Source organism: Actinophytocola sediminis (genome assembly GCF_054779715.1).
This window is the reverse complement of the sequence record NZ_BAAGXS010000041.1, coordinates 65,962-83,339: the sequence shown is the minus strand read 5'-3', so window position 1 is coordinate 83,339 and position 17,378 is coordinate 65,962. Positions and strand designations below refer to the sequence as shown.

At 70.2% G+C, this 17,378-nt stretch carries 14 protein-coding genes and 1 pseudogene; 6 read left to right on the top strand and 9 right to left on the bottom strand.

The window, feature by feature from the left end; translation table 11 throughout:
- Window positions 1–12 precede the first annotated feature (12 nt).
- Both ACYVIP_RS24875 and ACYVIP_RS24870 read left to right on the top strand, forming a co-directional pair.
- Window positions 13–618, top strand: a complete 606-nt coding sequence (locus ACYVIP_RS24875; protein WP_460400378.1) for a TetR/AcrR family transcriptional regulator — start codon at window positions 13–15, stop codon at window positions 616–618.
- Between the two features lie 14 nt (window positions 619–632).
- Window positions 633–1,844: an acyl-CoA dehydrogenase family protein gene (locus tag ACYVIP_RS24870; protein ID WP_460400376.1), complete on the top strand. Its 1,212-nt coding sequence runs from the start codon at window positions 633–635 to the stop codon at window positions 1,842–1,844.
- Window positions 1,845–1,902: 58 nt separating this feature from the next.
- Here ACYVIP_RS24870 and ACYVIP_RS24865 read toward each other — a convergent pair whose 3' ends face one another.
- The 3 genes from ACYVIP_RS24865 to ACYVIP_RS24855 all read right to left on the bottom strand — a co-directional run bounded on the left by ACYVIP_RS24865 (window position 1,903) and on the right by ACYVIP_RS24855 (window position 6,526).
- Window positions 1,903–2,721: an enoyl-CoA hydratase-related protein gene (locus ACYVIP_RS24865; protein ID WP_460400374.1), complete on the bottom strand. Its 819-nt coding sequence runs from the start codon at window positions 2,719–2,721 to the stop codon at window positions 1,903–1,905.
- A 45-nt stretch (window positions 2,722–2,766) separates the two neighbouring features.
- The gene (locus ACYVIP_RS24860) at window positions 2,767–4,635 is read right to left on the bottom strand and encodes an ABC transporter ATP-binding protein (protein WP_460400372.1); all 1,869 of its coding nucleotides are present in this window, start codon (window positions 4,633–4,635) and stop codon (window positions 2,767–2,769) included.
- Between the two features lie 157 nt (window positions 4,636–4,792).
- Window positions 4,793–6,526: an ABC transporter ATP-binding protein gene (locus tag ACYVIP_RS24855; RefSeq protein ID WP_460400370.1), complete on the bottom strand. Its 1,734-nt coding sequence runs from the start codon at window positions 6,524–6,526 to the stop codon at window positions 4,793–4,795.
- A gap of 91 nt (window positions 6,527–6,617) precedes the next feature.
- Between ACYVIP_RS24855 and ACYVIP_RS24850 the strand changes: the two genes are divergently transcribed.
- A complete protein-coding gene (locus ACYVIP_RS24850) occupies window positions 6,618–7,229 on the top strand; it encodes a TetR/AcrR family transcriptional regulator (protein WP_460400368.1) in 612 nt (203 codons plus the stop codon).
- Window positions 7,230–7,425: 196 nt separating this feature from the next.
- Window positions 7,426–8,613: pseudogene (locus ACYVIP_RS24845) on the top strand (transcription termination factor Rho, short form); the annotation flags it as partial.
- Window positions 8,614–8,627: 14 nt separating this feature from the next.
- On the opposite strand, the gene ACYVIP_RS24840 reads toward ACYVIP_RS24845, so the two are convergent.
- The 3 genes from ACYVIP_RS24840 to ACYVIP_RS24830 all read right to left on the bottom strand — a co-directional run bounded on the left by ACYVIP_RS24840 (window position 8,628) and on the right by ACYVIP_RS24830 (window position 13,231).
- Window positions 8,628–10,079 carry an FG-GAP repeat domain-containing protein gene (locus ACYVIP_RS24840; RefSeq protein ID WP_460400366.1) on the bottom strand — a complete coding sequence of 484 codons (1,452 nt, stop codon included), beginning with the start codon at window positions 10,077–10,079 and terminating at the stop codon, window positions 8,628–8,630.
- Between the two features lie 167 nt (window positions 10,080–10,246).
- Window positions 10,247–12,541, bottom strand: coding sequence for an Hsp70 family protein (locus ACYVIP_RS24835; RefSeq protein WP_460400364.1), 2,295 nt, complete (start codon window positions 12,539–12,541; stop codon window positions 10,247–10,249).
- Window positions 12,542–12,631: 90 nt separating this feature from the next.
- Window positions 12,632–13,231 carry a hypothetical protein gene (locus ACYVIP_RS24830; protein ID WP_460400362.1) on the bottom strand — a complete coding sequence of 200 codons (600 nt, stop codon included), beginning with the start codon at window positions 13,229–13,231 and terminating at the stop codon, window positions 12,632–12,634.
- Window positions 13,232–13,400: 169 nt separating this feature from the next.
- Here ACYVIP_RS24830 and ACYVIP_RS24825 point away from each other — a divergent pair, with 169 nt between their 5' ends.
- Entirely contained in the window at window positions 13,401–13,520 is a 120-nt protein-coding gene (locus tag ACYVIP_RS24825; protein ID WP_460400512.1) for a DUF397 domain-containing protein, read from the top strand.
- Here ACYVIP_RS24825 and ACYVIP_RS24820 read toward each other — a convergent pair.
- The 3 genes from ACYVIP_RS24820 to ACYVIP_RS24810 all read right to left on the bottom strand — a co-directional run bounded on the left by ACYVIP_RS24820 (window position 13,510) and on the right by ACYVIP_RS24810 (window position 16,008).
- The gene (locus ACYVIP_RS24820) at window positions 13,510–14,019 is read right to left on the bottom strand and encodes a hypothetical protein (protein WP_460400360.1); all 510 of its coding nucleotides are present in this window, start codon (window positions 14,017–14,019) and stop codon (window positions 13,510–13,512) included. The genes ACYVIP_RS24825 and ACYVIP_RS24820 overlap by 11 nt on opposite strands.
- Window positions 14,020–14,023: 4 nt before the next feature.
- A complete protein-coding gene (locus ACYVIP_RS24815; protein WP_460400358.1) occupies window positions 14,024–15,292 on the bottom strand; it encodes a hypothetical protein in 1,269 nt (422 codons plus the stop codon).
- Window positions 15,293–15,423: 131 nt separating this feature from the next.
- Entirely contained in the window at window positions 15,424–16,008 is a 585-nt protein-coding gene (locus tag ACYVIP_RS24810) for a hypothetical protein (protein ID WP_460400356.1), read from the bottom strand.
- Window positions 16,009–16,199: 191 nt separating this feature from the next.
- Between ACYVIP_RS24810 and ACYVIP_RS24805 the strand changes: the two genes are divergently transcribed.
- Entirely contained in the window at window positions 16,200–17,348 is a 1,149-nt protein-coding gene (locus ACYVIP_RS24805; protein ID WP_460400354.1) for an SPFH domain-containing protein, read from the top strand.
- The last annotated feature ends 30 nt before the right edge of the window (window positions 17,349–17,378 follow it).

Genomic DNA, 17,378 nt, shown 5'->3' with positions numbered 1-17,378 from the left:
GGGACCATGCCTGTGAACTCGACCCCGCCGACCGAGCGGCCGGCGAAGACCGACGGACGCACGCTGCGCGCCGAACGCAGCCGAGCGGCGATCATCGACGCGCACCTGGCGCTGATGCTGGAGGGCGATCTGCAGCCGACCGCGTCGCGGGTCGCCGAGCGCGCCGGGGTGTCCCTGCGCACGCTGTGGGGCCATTTCAAGGACCTGGAGGCGCTGTTCGCGGCCGCCGGGCAGAAGACCCTGCGGGTCCAGTACGCCGGCTTCGAACCGGTGCCCCCCGATCTGCCGCTCGCCGAGCGCATCGACCGGTTCTGCCGGCAGCGGGTGCGCATGCTGGAGGTCATCGCGGGCGCGTCCCGCGCCGCACAGATCCGGCTGCCGTTCTCCGCACAGCTGCGGCGAAACCGGGCACGGCACAACGACCGGTTGCGCGCCGAGCTGACCGACCTGTTCGCCGAGGAGACCGCCGCCGACCCGGAGCTGGTGACCGCGTTGCTCAGCGCGACCACCTGGCCGACCTGGATGGGCAACCGTGACGACCTCGGGCTGAGCGTCGAGCAGGCGGGCGAGGTCATGCGCAGGACGGTCACCGCGCTGCTCACCGAGAACTCCACCTGAGAGGAACCATTTCCATGCAGTTCGCCTACGACGAGCGGACCGAACAGCTGCGGGCGCGGCTGACCGCGTTCCTGGACAGCCACGTGCTCCCCGCGGAACCGGTCTACGCCGCGCAGACCGCGCAGCGGGCCGACGAGTGGGCCACCCCGCCGGTCGTGGCGCAACTGCGGACCGAGGCGCGGGCCGCCGGACTGTGGAACCTGTTCCTGCCGGGGGCCGACGGCGCCGGGCTGACCAACCTGCAGTACGCGCCGCTGGCCGAGCTGACCGGGCGCAGCCCGAGCCTGGCGCCGGCCGCGCTGAACTGCGCCGCGCCGGACACCGGGAACATGGAGCTGCTGTCCATGTTCGCCACCGACGACCAGCGGGCGACCTGGCTGCGTCCGTTGCTGGCCGCGGAGATCCGCTCCGCGTTCGCGATGACCGAGCCGGACGTCGCCTCCTCGGACGCGCGCAACATCGCCACCACGATCACCCGCGACGGCGACCACTACGAGATCACCGGCCGGAAGTGGTTCATCACCGGCGCGCTGAACCCCGACTGCCGGCTGCTGATCGTCATGGGGGTCAGCGACCAGGACGGCCAGACCCACCGCCGGCACAGCATGGTGCTCGTCCCCCGCGACACCCCCGGGGTGGAGCTGCGCCGCGGGATGCACGTGTTCGGCTACCCGGACGGCACCAAGGGCGGCCACGCCGAGATCGTGTTCGACCGGGCCAGGGTGCCGGTGGCCAACCTGCTCGGCGAGGAGCACGCCGGGTTCGCCATGGCCCAGGCGCGGCTGGGGCCCGGCCGGATCCACCACTGCATGCGGCTGATCGGCACCGCGGAGCGCGCGCTCGAGCTGATGTGCCGGCGGGCGCTGGATCGCACGGCGTTCGGCAGGCCGGTCGCCGACCAGGGCGTGGTGCGCGAGTGGATCGCCGAGTCCAGGGTGCGGATCGAGCAGTTGCGGCTGCTGGTGCTCAAGACGGCGTGGTTGATGGACACCGTCGGCAACCAGGGCGCGCACACCGAGATCCAGGCCATCAAGATCGCCACCCCGGCGGCGGTCGAGTGGATCCTGGACAAGGCCATCCAGGTGCACGGCGCCGCCGGGGTCAGCCAGGACTTCCCGCTGGCCCAGCTGTGGTCAAGCGCGCGGACGCTGCGCCTGGCCGACGGCCCGGACGAGGTGCACAAGCGCTCCCTCGCCCGCCGCGAGCTCGCCCGCCACCGGTCGTGACCGCAGCGAAGGGTCCCTTCGCTGCGGTGGACGCAGTGAAGGGACCCTTCGCTGCGGTTCAGCCGAACGTGGGTGGGCGGCGGGCTACGAAGGCGGCGACGGCTTCGCGGTGGTCCTCGGTCAGGCCGCAGGCCAGGTGGCGGGGGACCTCGCGGGCCATCGCCTCGTCCAGGTCGTGGTGGTCGGCGTCGAGCAGGTTCTGCTTCATCGCGGCGAAGGCCTGCCGGGGTCCGGCGGCGATGCCGGCGGCCAGGTCCAGCGCGTAGGCCGGCAGCTCGGCTGGCTCGACCACCCAGTCGAGCAGACCCCACGCCTGCGCGGTGGCGGCGTCGATCCGCTCGCCGAGCAGCAGCGCCCGCCGGGCCCGGTTCGGGCCGATCACCTTGGCCAGCAACCAGGTCGCGCCGTAGTCGCCGGAGAGCCCGACCTTGCCGAACGCCGACGCGAACACCGCCTTGGCACTGCCCACCCGCAGGTCGGCGGCCAGCGCGAGCCCGAGGCCGGCACCCGCCGCCGCGCCCGGCAGCGCGGCGACGGTCGGCTTCGGGAACTCGTACAACGCGCCGGTGGTGGCGCGCTGGGTCGCCAGCTGCCGGGCGACCTTCTCGTCAAAGGTCTCGTCGCCGCCCGCGGCCGCGCCGCCGCGCTCGTTGAACGTCTTCACGTCCCCGCCCGCGCAGAAGGCCGTGCCCGCGCCGGTGAGCAGCACGGCCCGCACGTCGTCGTCCTCGGCGAAGACCGCCAGCACGTCGGCGAGCGCGGCCAGCATCGGCTGGGACAGGGCGTTGCGCCGGTCGGGCCGGTTCAGGGTCACCACCCCGACCCGGCGTTCCACCCTGGCCAGCAGGTCCTCGGTACCGGTGTCGACCGTTCGCATCCGCCTCAGCCCTCTCCGAGATATCTGCACATAGAGTGCAAGATATTAGCCGATCGGCTCCTCCTCGATCGGCGCGGCGAACTGGGCGTTGTACAGCCGCCGGTAGGCGCCGTCGGCCTCGAGCAGCTGCTCGTGGGTGCCCTGCTCGACGATCCGGCCGGACTCCATCACCAGGATGAGGTCGGCGTCGCGGATCGTGGACAGCCGGTGGGCGATGACGAAGCTGGTGCGCGAGGAGCGCAGCGCCGACATCGCGTGCTGCACCAACGACTCCGTGCGGGTGTCCACCGAGCTGGTCGCCTCGTCGAGGATGAGCAGCGACGGACTCGCCAGGAACGCCCTGGCGATGGTCAGCAGCTGCTTCTCCCCCGCGCTGACGTTGGTGCCCTCCTCGTCGATCACCGTGTCGTAGCCGTCGGGCAGCGTGCGCACGAACCGGTCCACATAGGTCGCCTTGGCCGCCGCCACGACCTCCTCGAAGGTCGAGTCCGGCTTGCCGTAGGCGATGTTGTCCCGGATCGTGCCGCCGAACAGCCAGGTGTCCTGTAGCACCATGCCGGTCTGGGACCGCAGGTCCTCGCGGCGCAGCCGGGTGATGTCCACCCCGTCCAGCGTGATCCGGCCGGCGTCCAGCTCGTAGAACCGCATGATCAGGTTGACCAGCGTGGTCTTGCCGGCCCCGGTCGGGCCGACGATGGCCACCGTCTGCCCGGGCTCGGCCACCAGCGACAGGTCCTCGATCAGCGGCTGCTCGGGCCGGTAGGAGAACGACACGTGCTCGAAGGCGACCCGCCCGCGACGCTCCGCCGGCAGCGCGGCGTCGGCCGGGTCGGCCGACTGCTCCTCGGCGTCGAGCAGCTCGAACACCCGCTCGGCCGACGCCACCCCGGACTGCATCAGGTTGGCCATCGACGCGACCTGGGTCAGCGGCTGGGTGAACTGCCGGGAGTACTGGATGAACGCCTGCACCTCCCCCAGGCTCATCGCGCCGGAGGTGATCCGCAGCCCGCCGATCACCGCCACCACGACGTAGCTCAGGTTGGACAGCAACATCATCGCCGGCATGATCAACCCGGAGATGAACTGCGCGCTGGCCGCCGAGCCGAACAGCTCCTCGTTGCGCCGCTTGAACTCCGCCTCGGACTCCGCCTGCCGGCCGAACACCTTGACCAGCTGGTGGCCGGTGAACGCCTCCTCGATGTGCGCGTTGAGCGCGCCGGTCTGGCGCCACTGGGCGATGAACATCTTCTGCGCCCGCTTGCCGATCCGGCCGGTGATCACCACCGACAGCGGGATGACCGCGAGCGCGATCAGCGACAGCAGCGGGGAGATCGTCAGCATCATCACCAGCACGCCGACCACCGTGAGCAGTGAGGTCAGCAGCTGGCTGAGGGTCTGCTGCAGGGTGGTGGAGATGTTGTCGATGTCGTTGGTGACCCTGGACAACAGCTCACCGCGCGGCTGGCCGTCGAAGTAGCGCAACGGCAACCGGTGCAGCTTGCCCTCGACGTCCTCGCGCATCCGGTAGATCACCCGCTGCACCACGACGTTGAGCACCCGGCCCTGGATCAGGCCGAACAGCGAGGACGCGAAGAACAGCCCGAGCACCCAGCCGAGCACGATCCCCAACGCGCCGAAGTCGATGCTCGCCCCCGGCACGCCGTTGAGCATCGCCAGCACGCCGTCGAAGATGATGTCGGTCGCGTGGCCGAGCACTTTCGGCCCGGCCACCGCCAGCCCGACGCTGATCACCGCGAGGGTGACCACGAGCAGCAGCGGCGCCCGCTCTGGCCGCAGCCGCGCCAGCAGCCGCCGCGCGGAGGTGCCGAAGTCGTCCGGCTTGCCCATCGGGATGTTGCCACCGAAGGGCCCACCACCCATCGGACGGGACGGCCGGTTGGTTGTCGTTGTCATCGGTCCGCCTCCCCGGAATCAAAAGTTGTGGTTGCGTTCGGTTGGCAGCCGCCGGTGTGGTGCGTACTGGTGGCTGGGTCGCGTTCCGTTCCCCTTGGGTGCGGTTGGCGGCCGCGCGGCTCAGGCAGGCGGTGGCCTGTGGTTGGCAGAGGGTGGCTCATGCTGCTTGCTCCGGGGTGAGCTGGGACTGGACGATCTCGACGTAGGTCGGGCAGGTGTCCAGTAGTTGGTGATGGGTGCCGGTGCCGACCACGGAACCGTTGTCCACCACGACGATCTCGTCCGCGTCGATGATGGTGGACACCCGCTGGGCGACCACGACCACCGCGGACTCCGTTACCAGCGGCCGAAGTGCCGCGCGCAGCGCCGCGTCGGTCGCCAGGTCGAGTGCGGAGAACGCGTCGTCGAACAGGTAGATCTCCGGCCGGCGGACCAAGACCCGCGCGATCGACAGCCGCTGGCGCTGACCGCCGGAGACGTTCGTGCCGCCCTGGGCGATCTCCGCCTCCAGCCCGCCGGGCATCGCCTCGACGAACTCCCTGGCCTGCGCGGTCTCCAGCGCGGCCCACAGTTCCTCGTCGGTGGCGTCGGGGTTGCCGTAGCGCAGGTTGCTGGCCACCGTGCCGGTGAACAGGTACGCCTGTTGGGGCACCAGGCCGATCCGCGACCGCAACGCGTCCAGCTCGAACTCCCGGACGTCGACGCCGTCGACCAACACGCCGCCGCCGGTCACGTCGATCAGCCGGGGTACCAACGACAACAGCGTCGTCTTGCCGGCGCCGGTGCTGCCGATGATCGCGGTCGTGCGGCCGGGCCGGGCGCGCAGCGAGACGTCGCGCAGCACCGGCTCGTCCGCGCCGGGATAGCGGAACTCCACCGACCGCAGCTCCAGCTCGCCGCGCACGGTCGGCTCCGCGACCGGCCTGTCCGGCGGGCGCACCGACGACTCGGTGTCCAGCACCTCCTGGATCCGCTCGGCGCAGACCGCCGCGCGCGGGATCATCATCGAGATGAACGTCGCCATCATCACGGCCATCAGGATCTGCAGCAGGTAGTTCAGGAACGCGGTCAGCGCGCCGATCTGCATCTCACCGGAGTTCACCCGCTCCGCGCCGAACCACAGCACCGCGACGCTGGAGGCGTTGAGGATCAGCATCACGGTCGGGAAGATCAGCGCCTGCAACCGGCCGACCCGCAGCGCGGTGTCGGTCAGCGCGGCGTTGGCGTCGGCGAACCGGCGGGACTCCGCGCGCTCCCGGACGAACGCGCGCACCACCCGGATGCCGGACAGCTGCTCGCGCAGCACCCGGTTGACGTCGTCGATCCGTTCCTGCATCAGGCGGAACTGCGGCACCATCCTGATCACGATCAGGCCGATGGAGATCAGCAGCGCCGGCACGCAGACCAGCAGCAGCCAGGACAGCCCGACGTCCTCGCGCAGCGCCATGATGATGCCCGCGACACACATGATCGGCGCGACCACGAGCATGGTGCAGACCATCACCACCAGCAGCTGGACCTGCTGCACATCGTTGGTGGAGCGGGTGATCAGCGTCGGCGGCCCGAAGCCGGACACCTCCCTGGCGGAGAACTCCCCGACCCGGTGGAAGATGGCCGCGCGCACGTCGCGGCCGAAGCCCATCGCGGTGCGCGCGCTCAGATAGACCGCGGCCACCGAGCACAGGATCTGCACAATGCTGACCACCAGCATCCAGCCACCGGTGGCCACGATGTAGCCGGAGTCCCCGGTGACGATGCCCCGGTCGATGATGTCGGCGTTGAGACTCGGCAGGTACAGCGAGGCGATGGTGCCGATCAGCTGCAGGACGAGCACGGCCGTGAGCTCGCGTCGGTACGGCCGCAGGTAGGTACGCAACAGGCGGTACAGCAAGTGGGCCCCCGGAGGCGAAGAAACGGTTCGTATCTAACATGGGCTAACGTAGACTATCTCAATAAGAGACGCAAAGTATCTTAGGAGCAGGGTGCCGGCACCGAAGACCCGCCGCCGCGGCGAGCGCCTTGAGCAGGCGATCCTGGAGGCGGCCTGGGCCGAGCTGGCCGAGACGGGCTACGCGGGCCTGACCATCGAGGCCGTCGCCGCGCGCGCGGCGACCAGCAAGACGGTCATCTACCGGCGGTGGTCGAGCCGGGCGGCCCTGGTGGTCGCGGCGTGGAACCATCAGACGCCGACCTCCATGGCCGCGCCCGACACCGGCGCCCTGCGCACCGACCTGATCGAGCTGTTCGGGCTGATCGCCCGCCGGGTCGACACCATGATGAGCGAGCTGATCGCCGGGGTCATGGGCGAGGCCTTCCGCCACCCCGAGGTCGCCGAACTGCTGCGCGAGCGCCTGCGGGCCGCCGCCCCCCTGTACACCCGCACCCAGACCATCGTCGACCGCGCCGCCGAACGCGGCGAGCTCCCACCGACGCGGGTACCGCAACGGGCCGCCAGGATCCCGCTCGACCTGATCCGCGGCGAAGCCATGACCTGTGGCGCACCCGTCAGCGAAGCGGTGATCACCGAACTGGTCGATGACGTCTACCTCCCCCTCCTCCACGGCCTGTCCACCCCGCGAGTCCAACGCTCCTGACCCGCGAGTCCAACGCTCCCGACACGCGCGCGACCGACGGTAATCGTCACCTCCGCCGGTGGCGACCGGATTTGTCTGAACCGCCCGGAACCGCTGGTCAGCGGAGAGCGAAACCCGGCGTCGACCCTGGCCGGCCGGCCAGGTGGTTGCGCGCGGCGCGGTCCACCGCTAGCGTGGAGAGCGTCTACCTCTCGTGGATGCGGGCTCGGCCCCCCATGGGAGACGTTTTCTGGATCACCGTTCGCACCGCCTCCGCCGTGCGCGTGACCCGACCTACCCCTTGTGGAGCTTTCCCATGTCTACCACCGAATCCACCGCTGTCTGCGGCATCCTCGACATCGTCGGCGAGCGGGCCTTCCTGCGCACCGACGGCTATCTACCGAGCCAGCACGACCCGACCGTGCCGTCGCGGCTGATCCACCAACACGGTCTCCGCCGGGGCGACACCGTCGTCGGCACCGAACGGCAGGGCCGCCTGCTCGCGCCCGAATCGGTCAACGGCCAGCGACCCGGCTACCGACGGCCCACGTTCCTCGAACTGACCCCGTTGTACCCCAACGAAAGGCTCCGGCTGGAGACCGAGCCACACGCGCTCACCACCAGGGTGAGCGATCTGGTCATGCCGGTCGGCAAGGGCCAGCGCGCGCTGATCGTCGCCCCGCCCAAGGCCGGCAAGACCACCGTGCTCGCGTCGATCGCGCACGGCATCGCCAAGAACCACCCCGAGTGTCACCTGATGCTGGTCCTGGTCGGCGAACGGCCGGAGGAGGTCACCGACCTGTCCCGGGCCGTGCCGGCCGAGGTCATCGCGGCCACGTTCGACCGCCCGCCACGCGAACACACCGCACTGGCCGAGCTGGCCATCGAACGCGCCAAGCGCCTGGTCGAGCAGGGCCGCGACGTGGTGGTGCTGCTCGACTCGCTCACCCGCCTCGGCCGGGCATACAACCTGGCCGCGCCGGCGACCGGCCGCATCCTCACCGGCGGCGTCGACTCCTCCGCGCTGACCCCGCCCAAGCGCTTCCTCGGCGCGGCCCGCAACATCGACGGCGGCGGCTCGCTGACCATCTTCGCCACCGCGCTGGTGGAGACCGGCTCGGCGGGCGACACGCTGATCTTCGAGGAGTACAAGGGAACCAGCAACGCCGAGCTGCGCCTGGACCGGCGCATCGCCGACCAACGCGTGTACCCCGCGATCGACGTGCGCTCCTCGGGCACCCGCAAGGAGGAGCTGCTGCTCACCCCCGCCGAGCTGGCCGCGACCCGCTCGCTGCGCCGCGCGCTGGACACCCGCGACAGCCGGCAGGCCATCGACCTGCTGCTCACCAACCTGCGCAAGACCTCGACCAACGCCGAGTTCCTCGCCGGCGTCGTCGCCCGCTGACCCGGCCGGGAACCTCAGCCCGAGGGAACCACCACCTGCCACAGCGGGCCGCTGTCGTTGCCGAGCAGGCGCAGGGCCTGCTTCTGGCAGGCGGGGATGCTCGGATCGTTGACCCCACAGCCGATCAGCGCGGGGTCGACCGCGATCACGTCGTACCAGCGGCCGTTGTCCGGGTTGAAGTCCCACGGTTCACCGACGGCCGGGCAGGTCCCGGTGCTGTCGTACATGTGCTCGACCGCACCGGAGTTGACGACCAGCGCGCCGGTGGCCGAGTCGAACACCCACAGGTACAGGTCACGTTGTTCGACGGTGCAGTTGAAGACCTCCAGCCGGGAGATGCCGTTCGGCGGCGGGGTGGTCGGCGGCGGGTTCGTCGGCGGCTTCGGCTTGCTCGCCGCGACGTAGAAGGAGACGTCGTTGCTGCCGTTGGCCCGGACGTAGGTGAGCAGGTCGGCCCGGCGGTCGCCGTCTACGTCGCCGGCCGCGCCGAGATGTCCCGGAATGGACGTCGACCAGCTGAACGGGCTGGCGTTCACGAATTTCCCCCCGTCCGACAACGCCACCAACAACTCCCAGGTGCCCTCGTAGGGCACCTGCTTCAACAGCATGATGTCGGCCCGGCCGTCGCCGTCGAAATCGCCGACCGAGCAGATCTCGCTGTCGATGCAGAAGAATCCGTGGCCGAGCCGGGCGGCCTCGAAACCGGAACCGGTCGACCTGGCCCAGAGCACGTTGCCCTTCTGGTTGCCCGGCGAGGTCGGCTTGAACGCGATCAGGTCGCCGCGGCCGTCGCCGTCGACATCGCCAACGTGGCACCGTTCGGTGACGATGCAGAAGTAGTTGTGCAGCACGGTGTTCGTGCCGAAAGAGCCGCCGGTGGACTTGGACACCCAGACCAGCCCGGTGTACGGGGTGAAGGCGACCAGGTCGACCCGCCGGTCATTGTCCACATCGGTCAGCTGGCAGACCTGCTCCCGAATGCAGAAGCCGTTGTTCCACACCCCGCGGTTGGTGAACGCCTGCCCGGTCGACAGGGCGACGCTCACGTCGGCCGAACCGGGAGTGCTGCCATCGCCCCAGACGTAGTTGACCAGATCGGCCCGGCCGTCACCGTCGACATCGCCAGCCTGGCAGACCGGCCCGCAGAACCCGGACAGCCACAGTTCCGGTGTGGCGAACTGGAAGCCAAGGGAGACACCGACATAGACGTCACCGGTGTTGGCCGGCATGATCAGGTCCTGCTTGCCGTCGCCGTTGACGTCGCCGAGCAGCGGGGCGCCGACCGCGCCCGGTTTCCGCCAGAACTGCCAGGTGTCCGGCGGCTGCAGGACCTCGACGTTGGCCCGCCCGCTCTCCTGTGGACTGTCCATAACGGACGCGCCGGCCGGCTGGACGACGGCGACCAGCGCGACCACGATCACCGCGAGCAGTGGCGCCGCCGCGCGCCCGAAGAACGGTCTCAACATTCTCAGTGCTCCTCAGAATTCCCGACCCCGGTTCCCGCACGATTAATGCCCTGAATGCCTCATTCGGGACGCTGAACGTCCTCAATGAGGCATTCAGGGCTCTCCAACGATAACGGGGCGTCGGCGAAAGAGCGCTTCTCGTCAGGGTGAACCTGACGGGTGATCTCTCAGGAACGCAGTCGCCACACCGCGGCCTCGGTGCCGGCCGCCGCCTGCACGATCGCCGCGCTCGGCGTCACGTCGGTGGGCACGGCGAACAGCACGCACAGCGCGACCGTGCCGGACACGTCGTCGACCAGCCCGGTGTCCACACACTCGTTGGTCCGCACGATGACGCTGGGGTCGATGGGTGCGCCGCGCTCGTCGAGCAACGCGGCCGAGGCACCGGCCAGTGCACCAGCGGACACCGGCTCCTCCAGGCGCAGCGCGACCCGCAGGACCATCGCCCGGCTCCCGCCGAGGATGAGCTTCAGGTCGTCGTCGAGATAGCCGGAGGCGTCCTCGACCAGTCCCACCACCGCGACGTCGGCGGCGAACTGGCCGGTGCTCATGGGCACGATGCTGCCCGGCTCGTGCTGGTCCTCCCACGCCGCCGGCCGCGCGCCGGGGAACTCCCGGCCGGTCACCGCCACCCGCGCGCCCCGCGTCCTGGTCTCCGCGCTCAGGCTCGGCAGCGGGCTGCTGTTGGAGTGGTAGGAGATGGCCACCTCGGTGATCGTGGTGGCGTCCGGCACCGCGAACAGCCCGCAGCCAGCCACTTCCGCGCCCCGGCGCATCGACTCGACGGGATCGACCGGGCAGTAGTCCGGCAGGTAGGCCTGGGTGGCGTTGTTGGCCGGCCCCTTGAAGCTGTCCTGCGTGCTGATCATCAGGCCGTGGTCGTCCACCAGGTAGAGCTGGTTGGTCAGGTCCGGATCCTGGTTGACCGGGTCGACCGCGCGCACGGTGTAGCGCACCAACGCCCAGTGGTAGCCCTCGATCAACCCGTTGCCCAGGTCGGTGAGGCCGCTGTCCATCTGGGCGCTGTCGTCGAACTCGTCCAGCCGCCACTTGACGGCCATGTCCTGGAAGACGTAGTCGACGAACTGTCCGCGCTCGGCCGTCGGCAGCGCGTCGGTCGACCGCCCCGGCACGGTGACCGGCTCCCCGGCCGCGGCCGACGGCAGGGTCAGCCGGGGCCCGCCGGGCGGTGCCTGCGCCGAGCCGGCGACCGCGCCGCCGAACCCGCGCAGGTCGATCAGCGCGGCCACGCCGAGTATCGCCGCGGCCAGGATCACCACCGCGGCGACCGTCAGCCACACGCGCACCGGCCGCGGCTGGGGCGATGGCAGGTCGGCGGGGGCCAGGTCCTCCTCGGCGATGCGGACCGGGCCGGTCACGTCCGGGTCGCGGGCGAGGGCGGCCTGTGGCCGCAGCGCCACCTCCGCGCCGAGCGCGACCACCGCCTCCGGTCGGTCGTCGAGCCGGATGGGCACGTCCGACCACGCGCGCAGCAGCTGGGCCAGCAGCGGCACCCGGCTCGACCCGCCGACCAGCTGCACGCCGGTGATGCCGCCATCGCCGAGCCCGGCCGCCCTGGCCGTCGAGTCGAGCAGCTCGACCGCGCGGGCGAGGTCCGGGCGCACCAGGTTCTCGAACTCGTCCCGGGTCAGCAGCGCGTCCGGCAGCTGTCCCGGCAGCGCGACGTCGGCCTGCGGGTGTTGGGACAGCGCCTCCTTGGCGGTGCGCACGCCGTCGCGGAACCGTGCCAGGTCGGTGAGCGCGGCGGTCGGCACCTGCCCGAGCCGGGCGCCGGTCAGCTGGGCCAACTCCGGCCGGTCGGCCGCCAGGTGGTCCACGATCCGCTGGTCGAGGTCCTCACCGCCGAGGTCGGGCAGTCCGGCGCAGGCGACCACCTCCAGCCCGGTCGGCTCGCGGCGCACCAAAGCCGCGTCGCAGGTGCCGCCGCCGAGGTCGAGCACCGCGAGCACCGCGCCGGCCGGCAGGTCGTTGCCGCTGGCGAACCAGGCGGCCGCGGCGACCGGCTCGGCCATCATGCTCACCCGGGGCACCAGCCCCTGGGCGGCGGTCAGCAGCGCGCCGAGCTTGGTTGGCCCCCAGTCGGCCGGGTGGGTGAGCACCAGGTGGGCCACCACGGCGTCCACGGTGGTGACCGCCTCGGCGATCGCCCGCACCAGCACGGTGCGCACCAGCACGGCCGATGGCACCACGGCGTCGCCGAGCAGCACCTCGTCCTCGCCGACGCGGGCCTTCGGCCGGCGTTCCAGGCGCGCGGGCTCGTCCCGGCCGAGCCGCAGCGCCTCCTGGCCGACGACGCCCTGGCCGGCGCGGTCCCAGAAGACCGCCGAGGGAAACCACGACTCGCCGTCCACCGTGACCAGCCGGGCGGGAATTCCCGGCCCGGCGACCGCGACCACGGTGTGCGAGGTGCCGAAGTCCACCACCGCGGTGACCTGTTCCACCGCCACCTCCGCCGCCGTCGAGAGAGTTCTCGGGTTAGACCCAAGCACAATTTCCCGCGCGTAGCTGGACGTTCGCCAATCTTCGGGCGGTCAGTGGTGCTGTGGCGCGGCGTAGACGCATCCGTCGACGTCGGCGGGCACGGTGTGCGCGTCCGGGTCGTCGACCGGGGTGCACCACAGGTAGTGCAGGCCGAGCCGCTCGATGCCCAGTGGGCCGGCGGTGATCGCGAACCCGTTGCCGAAGGCCCAGTCCGGGTTGTCGGTCAGCTCGCCGGTGGCCAGGGCGCGGGTCCAGAACTCCTGGAGCGCCCGTTGTTGGCCCGGCTTGAACAGGACCAGGCCGAGCCGGTCGTAGGGCGCGATGCCGCAGGTGGCCCATTCCGCGACGAACGGTTCGTACCAGGTGACTCTGACTGGGCCGAGGTAGTCGGCCAGCGCGTCGGCGTCGGCGGGGGCGAGGTCGGCGCACTCCCCGGTGGTGTCGCGTACCCAGGTGGCGAGGTCGGTCATGGTGGTCACGGGTTGGCCGAGGGCGGGGGTGCCGGTGTCGCCCGCCGGGGTGTGGGTCGGCGGGTGCTGGTGATGGGCGCTGCTGGGCGGGGCGGCGGGGGTGGCGGCGGGTGCCGCGTCGCAGCCGGCGAGCGCGAGCAGCGCGGTGGCGGCGGCCAGTAGGCGGGCGGTGCGCCTCATCGGCCCTCCTTGCCCGAGGTAGGTGACTTTGGGAGCGCTCCCAGACCATGGGTAGCAGCCCGGACACCCGACTGTCAAAGACTCCCCGCGCGTCACCGGCGGTCGCGTTGACCGCAGCGAAGGGCTCCTTCACTGCGTTGCCACATACCGCGCTGCTCGGTGGTCGTACATCAAGCCTCACCGGGGCAACGGGACCCACTGTGTGGAAATCGGTCAGGCCGCCGACGCGGTCCTGGTGCGGGACACCAGGGATCGGGCCGGCGGCAACCTGACCTTGGTCAGCGGTTGAAGATCGACTGGTCCTCGCCCCACTCCTCGTCGTCGACCTCGTCCACGGCGGCCTTGTCCGGCTTGTCGGTGTCCTCGGTGTCCTCGGTGTCCTGGGTCGACGGGTTCAGGTCGGGGAGCACGCCGATCTCCACCAACGTCTCCACCGACGCCGGGGGCACCTTCGACAACGACGCCATGGCCGCGGTGACCTCGCGGTCCAGCGTTCCCTCGTCGACCCCCTCGACGATCCCCCGCCAGATCAGCTCGCCCTTGTCGATCCGGTCGATCACCAGCTGCCACTCGTCGGTCCGGGCGTGGCCGAGGATGTAGGCCCGGAACCGCTCGACGTCCTCATGGGTCAGTGGGGTCGCGTTCCTGGCGAGCTTCTCCTCGACCTCCTCGACCTTCGCCTGCAGCTCCCTTGCCTTGCTGAACGCGAAGTCGATCCGGCCGTCCAGCTCCCGCTCGGCCTGGATCATCTGCTGGGTACTGAAACCGTCGCCTGACGAGAACCGCATGGCCTCAGCGCTCCGCGTCCGCGGCGATGCCGTCGAGTTCGGTGAGGGACTCCTCGGCGGCGGTCATGCTCTCCTCCAACGCGCCCTGCTGCTCCTCCAGGGCGGTGACGTTGTCACTGATCTCCTGCATGGTGGTGGCCGCGTCCGCCAGGTTGGTGACGTCCGGAATCTTGTTCACCGTGTCGACCAGGTCCTGCGCGGTGTTGAAGTAGTCCTGCATCGTCTGGCAGACCTGCTCGAGCGACTCGTACAGACCGAAGACCTTCTGCGCGAGATCGATGATCTCCATGATGTTGTCGTGCAGCGCGTCGATGTCGAAATCCGCGCCGGGGAGGTAGCTCGCCGCCTTGGCGATGTACTCGATGGCCGTCCACGCCCAGCCGACATACGGAATGAACTTCGCCGCGATCTTGCCCGCGAGCTTGAGAATCTTGTTGATGGCGTCGACGGCCAACTGCGCGATCGCGATGGAGACCTCGGCGATCTTGTCGAAGCCCTTGGAAACGAACTCGCCCAGCTTCTCGCCGGCCCAGACCGCGCCCTTTTCCCAGTACTGACTGAGGAACTCCTGGAAGGAGTCCGCGGCCTCGCCGCCCCAGTCGTCCCTGGCGAGGGTGAGCGCGTTGTCGAGCATGTTCGACGCCAGCAGGCCGAAGTTGGCGCCGACGCTCACCCAGGCCGCGCCGTTGGCCTTGATGCTGTTGGGGTTGCCGGCGAGCGGCTCGAGGATGGAGTCCACAAAGGACTTGCCACCGTCGACGTTGAACTCCGACCAGATCCAGTTCACCACGTCCAGCACGGCACCGGCGTCGACGTCGTCGGCGAACGTCGAGTCCGGACGGTCGACCTCCGAGATGTCCAGCTCGGTGTAGGAGAAGGAGGACGAGCCACCCTCGAGGTGCCGGTCGTAGCCGTCGCCGTTTCCGTAGCCCGAGCCGAACTTGATCTCCTCGCCGGTGTCACCGCCGAGCCCGTTGCGCTCGAACAGGCCCGCGGTCGCCTCGTCGACGTAGCCGTAGGTCTTGGCCGCGGAGATCACCGAGTCGCCGAGATCGCACAGCTTCACCTGCATCAGGCTGAAGCCCTCGCCGACGATGGTCGACGCCTCACCGGTGACGATGTCACCGAGCGGCTGCAGCACACCTTTGAACCCGTCCGAGCTCATGCCCTCGTCCCGGGCGAGCGTCTCGATTCGGGGCAGCGTGTAGCCGGCCTCCGAGCTCAGGTAGAAACCGAAGTCCGCTAACTGCGCTTCGTTGACCTCATAGCCCATCGGGTGTTCCCCCCAGTTCGTGGTGATCGAGTCCAGCCTCAGACTGCCCGAGGCAGGTGACCGTTCCACACAGGACGCGATTCTGTGCGAAGGAAAACGGCCCGCTCAGCGTAACCCCGAGCGGTCAGCCGCTAGCCAAGTGTCTCCTGCAGACCGGTCAGCAACTCCTCGGTCAATGGCCGCAGTTGCGCCAGCTCGGCCTTTCCCAGGGTGTGCACGGTCAACGACAGACGCTCCTCGCCGATGGTGAACACCACGCCGAGTTTCACGCCGGCGACATCGGCGCCGGCCAGCACGGCGTCGGGACCGAAACCGGCGACCGTGCCGAGGTCGGGCACCTGTTCGTACTCACCGGGAGTCGGGTTCTCCACCGTCGGATCGGTGAACACGGAGTCGAGCACGTCCTTGTCGGCGGCGTCCTCGTCCCATTCGGAGTTCACCTCCGTCGACAGGTTGAACGTGCTGGTCTTGTAGTCGCACTCGCGCGTCAGGAAATAGGGTGTCTCCATCGCGGGCGCCCGGCCCCGCTCCGTGCTTTCGCTCTCCTCCACCGTGGTGGCGAGGTCCCGCTCGATCGACGCCGACGGCAACAGCTCACACAACTGGTCGCCGGACAGCTTCTCCAGCGCGGAGCCTCCCGTGGCGTCCGGCTTCGCCGAGGTGTCGCCACCGGGTGGTGTCGGTTCGTCCTCGGACGAACAGGCGGACAGTGTCATGACAGCAGTCAGTACGGCACCGACAACCACGGACAGCACGCGGCGCGTTACCCCAGAACGTTCGACCATGTGGCCGGATGCTACCCAGCGCCACGGTCGATTGTGCCGACATTCGACCTTCGGCTCCGGACGGGTCGGCACACACCTAGACTCACGGTCGGCAGGCGGCGTGCCATAACGGGAGGAACGGCATGGGGATCATCTCGAAGCTCAAAGGTGAGCTGGTAGACATCATCGAATGGCTCGACGACAGCCGTTCGACGCTGGCCTGGCGGTTCCCCCGCTACCAGAACGAGATCAAGAACGGCGCCGAGCTGATCGTCCGCGAGGGCCAGCGGGCGGTGTTCGTCTACCGCGGCAAGCTGGCCGACCAGTTCGGTCCCGGTCACTACCAGCTGGTGACCGAGAGCATGCCGATCCTGTCCACCCTGCAGGGCTGGGAGCACGGGTTCCGCAGCCCGTTCCGCAGCGAGGTGTACTTCGTCAACACCCGCCCGGTGACCGACCTGCGCTGGGGCACGCCGAGCCCGGTCACCGTGCGCGACCCCGACTTCACCATGGTCCAGGTGCGCGCCAACGGCCTGTGCGTGCTGCGCATCGCCGACCCGGAGATCTTCCTCCGCGAGGTGATCGGCACCGACTCCTCGGTCAGCACCGACGAGATCGCCGAGCTGCTGCGCCGGGTGATCACCCAGGCGTTCTCGGACATGGTCCTCGAGTCCAAGCTCGGGGTGATCGACCTGCAGGGCAAGCAGTCCGAGCTGGCCCAGAAGCTCAAGCACTACGTGCAGGAGCGCGTCGACGACGAGTTCGGCCTCAAGATCGACGACATCGTGATGACCATCACGCTGCCGGAGGAGGTCACCGAGGCGATGACCCGCGGCGTCGCCCGCGGGGTTGAGCAGGCCCGATACCTGGACAACGTCGGCCCGATGGACCGGCTGCAGCAGGGCGCGGCCGCCGAGGCCATGGTCGAGGCGGCGCGCAACCCCGGCGGGGGCGCCGGCAGCATGATGGGCGCCGGCATCGGCATGGCGCTTGGCCAGCAGATGGGCAACATGATGGCGGGCGGGGTCGCGCCGCAGGCGCCCGCCGGGCCGCCACCGCTGCCGGCGGCCCAACAGTTCCATGTGGAGATCAACGGTCAGGCGTCCGGGCCGTTCACGCCCGACCAGCTGCGGCCGTTCGTCGCTGGCGGGCAGCTCACGCCGGCGTCGCTGGTGTGGACCAACGGGATGCCGGGCTGGGCGGCCGCGCAGACGGTGCCCGCGATCGCCGCGCTGTTCGCCCCGGCCGGGCCGCCACCGCTGCCGGGTGCCCCACGGACGGACAACGCGTGACCGGGCCCGGCGGGCCACCGCCACTGCCCG

Bases quoted from the DNA above. Each gene is read 5' to 3' on its own strand.
- ACYVIP_RS24810 (WP_460400356.1), bottom strand. From the start codon at position 16,008: ATGACACTGTCCGCCTGTTCGTCCGAGGACGAACCGACACCACCCGGT.
- ACYVIP_RS24830 (WP_460400362.1), bottom strand. From the start codon at position 13,231: ATGAGGCGCACCGCCCGCCTACTGGCCGCCGCCACCGCGCTGCTCGCG.
- ACYVIP_RS24815 (WP_460400358.1), bottom strand. From the start codon at position 15,292: ATGGGCTATGAGGTCAACGAAGCGCAGTTAGCGGACTTCGGTTTCTAC.
- ACYVIP_RS24820 (WP_460400360.1), bottom strand. From the start codon at position 14,019: ATGCGGTTCTCGTCAGGCGACGGTTTCAGTACCCAGCAGATGATCCAG.
- ACYVIP_RS24805 (WP_460400354.1), top strand. From the start codon at position 16,200: ATGGGGATCATCTCGAAGCTCAAAGGTGAGCTGGTAGACATCATCGAA.
- ACYVIP_RS24840 (WP_460400366.1), bottom strand. From the start codon at position 10,079: ATGTTGAGACCGTTCTTCGGGCGCGCGGCGGCGCCACTGCTCGCGGTG.
- ACYVIP_RS24870 (WP_460400376.1), top strand. From the start codon at position 633: ATGCAGTTCGCCTACGACGAGCGGACCGAACAGCTGCGGGCGCGGCTG.
- ACYVIP_RS24865 (WP_460400374.1), bottom strand. From the start codon at position 2,721: ATGCGAACGGTCGACACCGGTACCGAGGACCTGCTGGCCAGGGTGGAA.
- ACYVIP_RS24860 (WP_460400372.1), bottom strand. From the start codon at position 4,635: ATGACAACGACAACCAACCGGCCGTCCCGTCCGATGGGTGGTGGGCCC.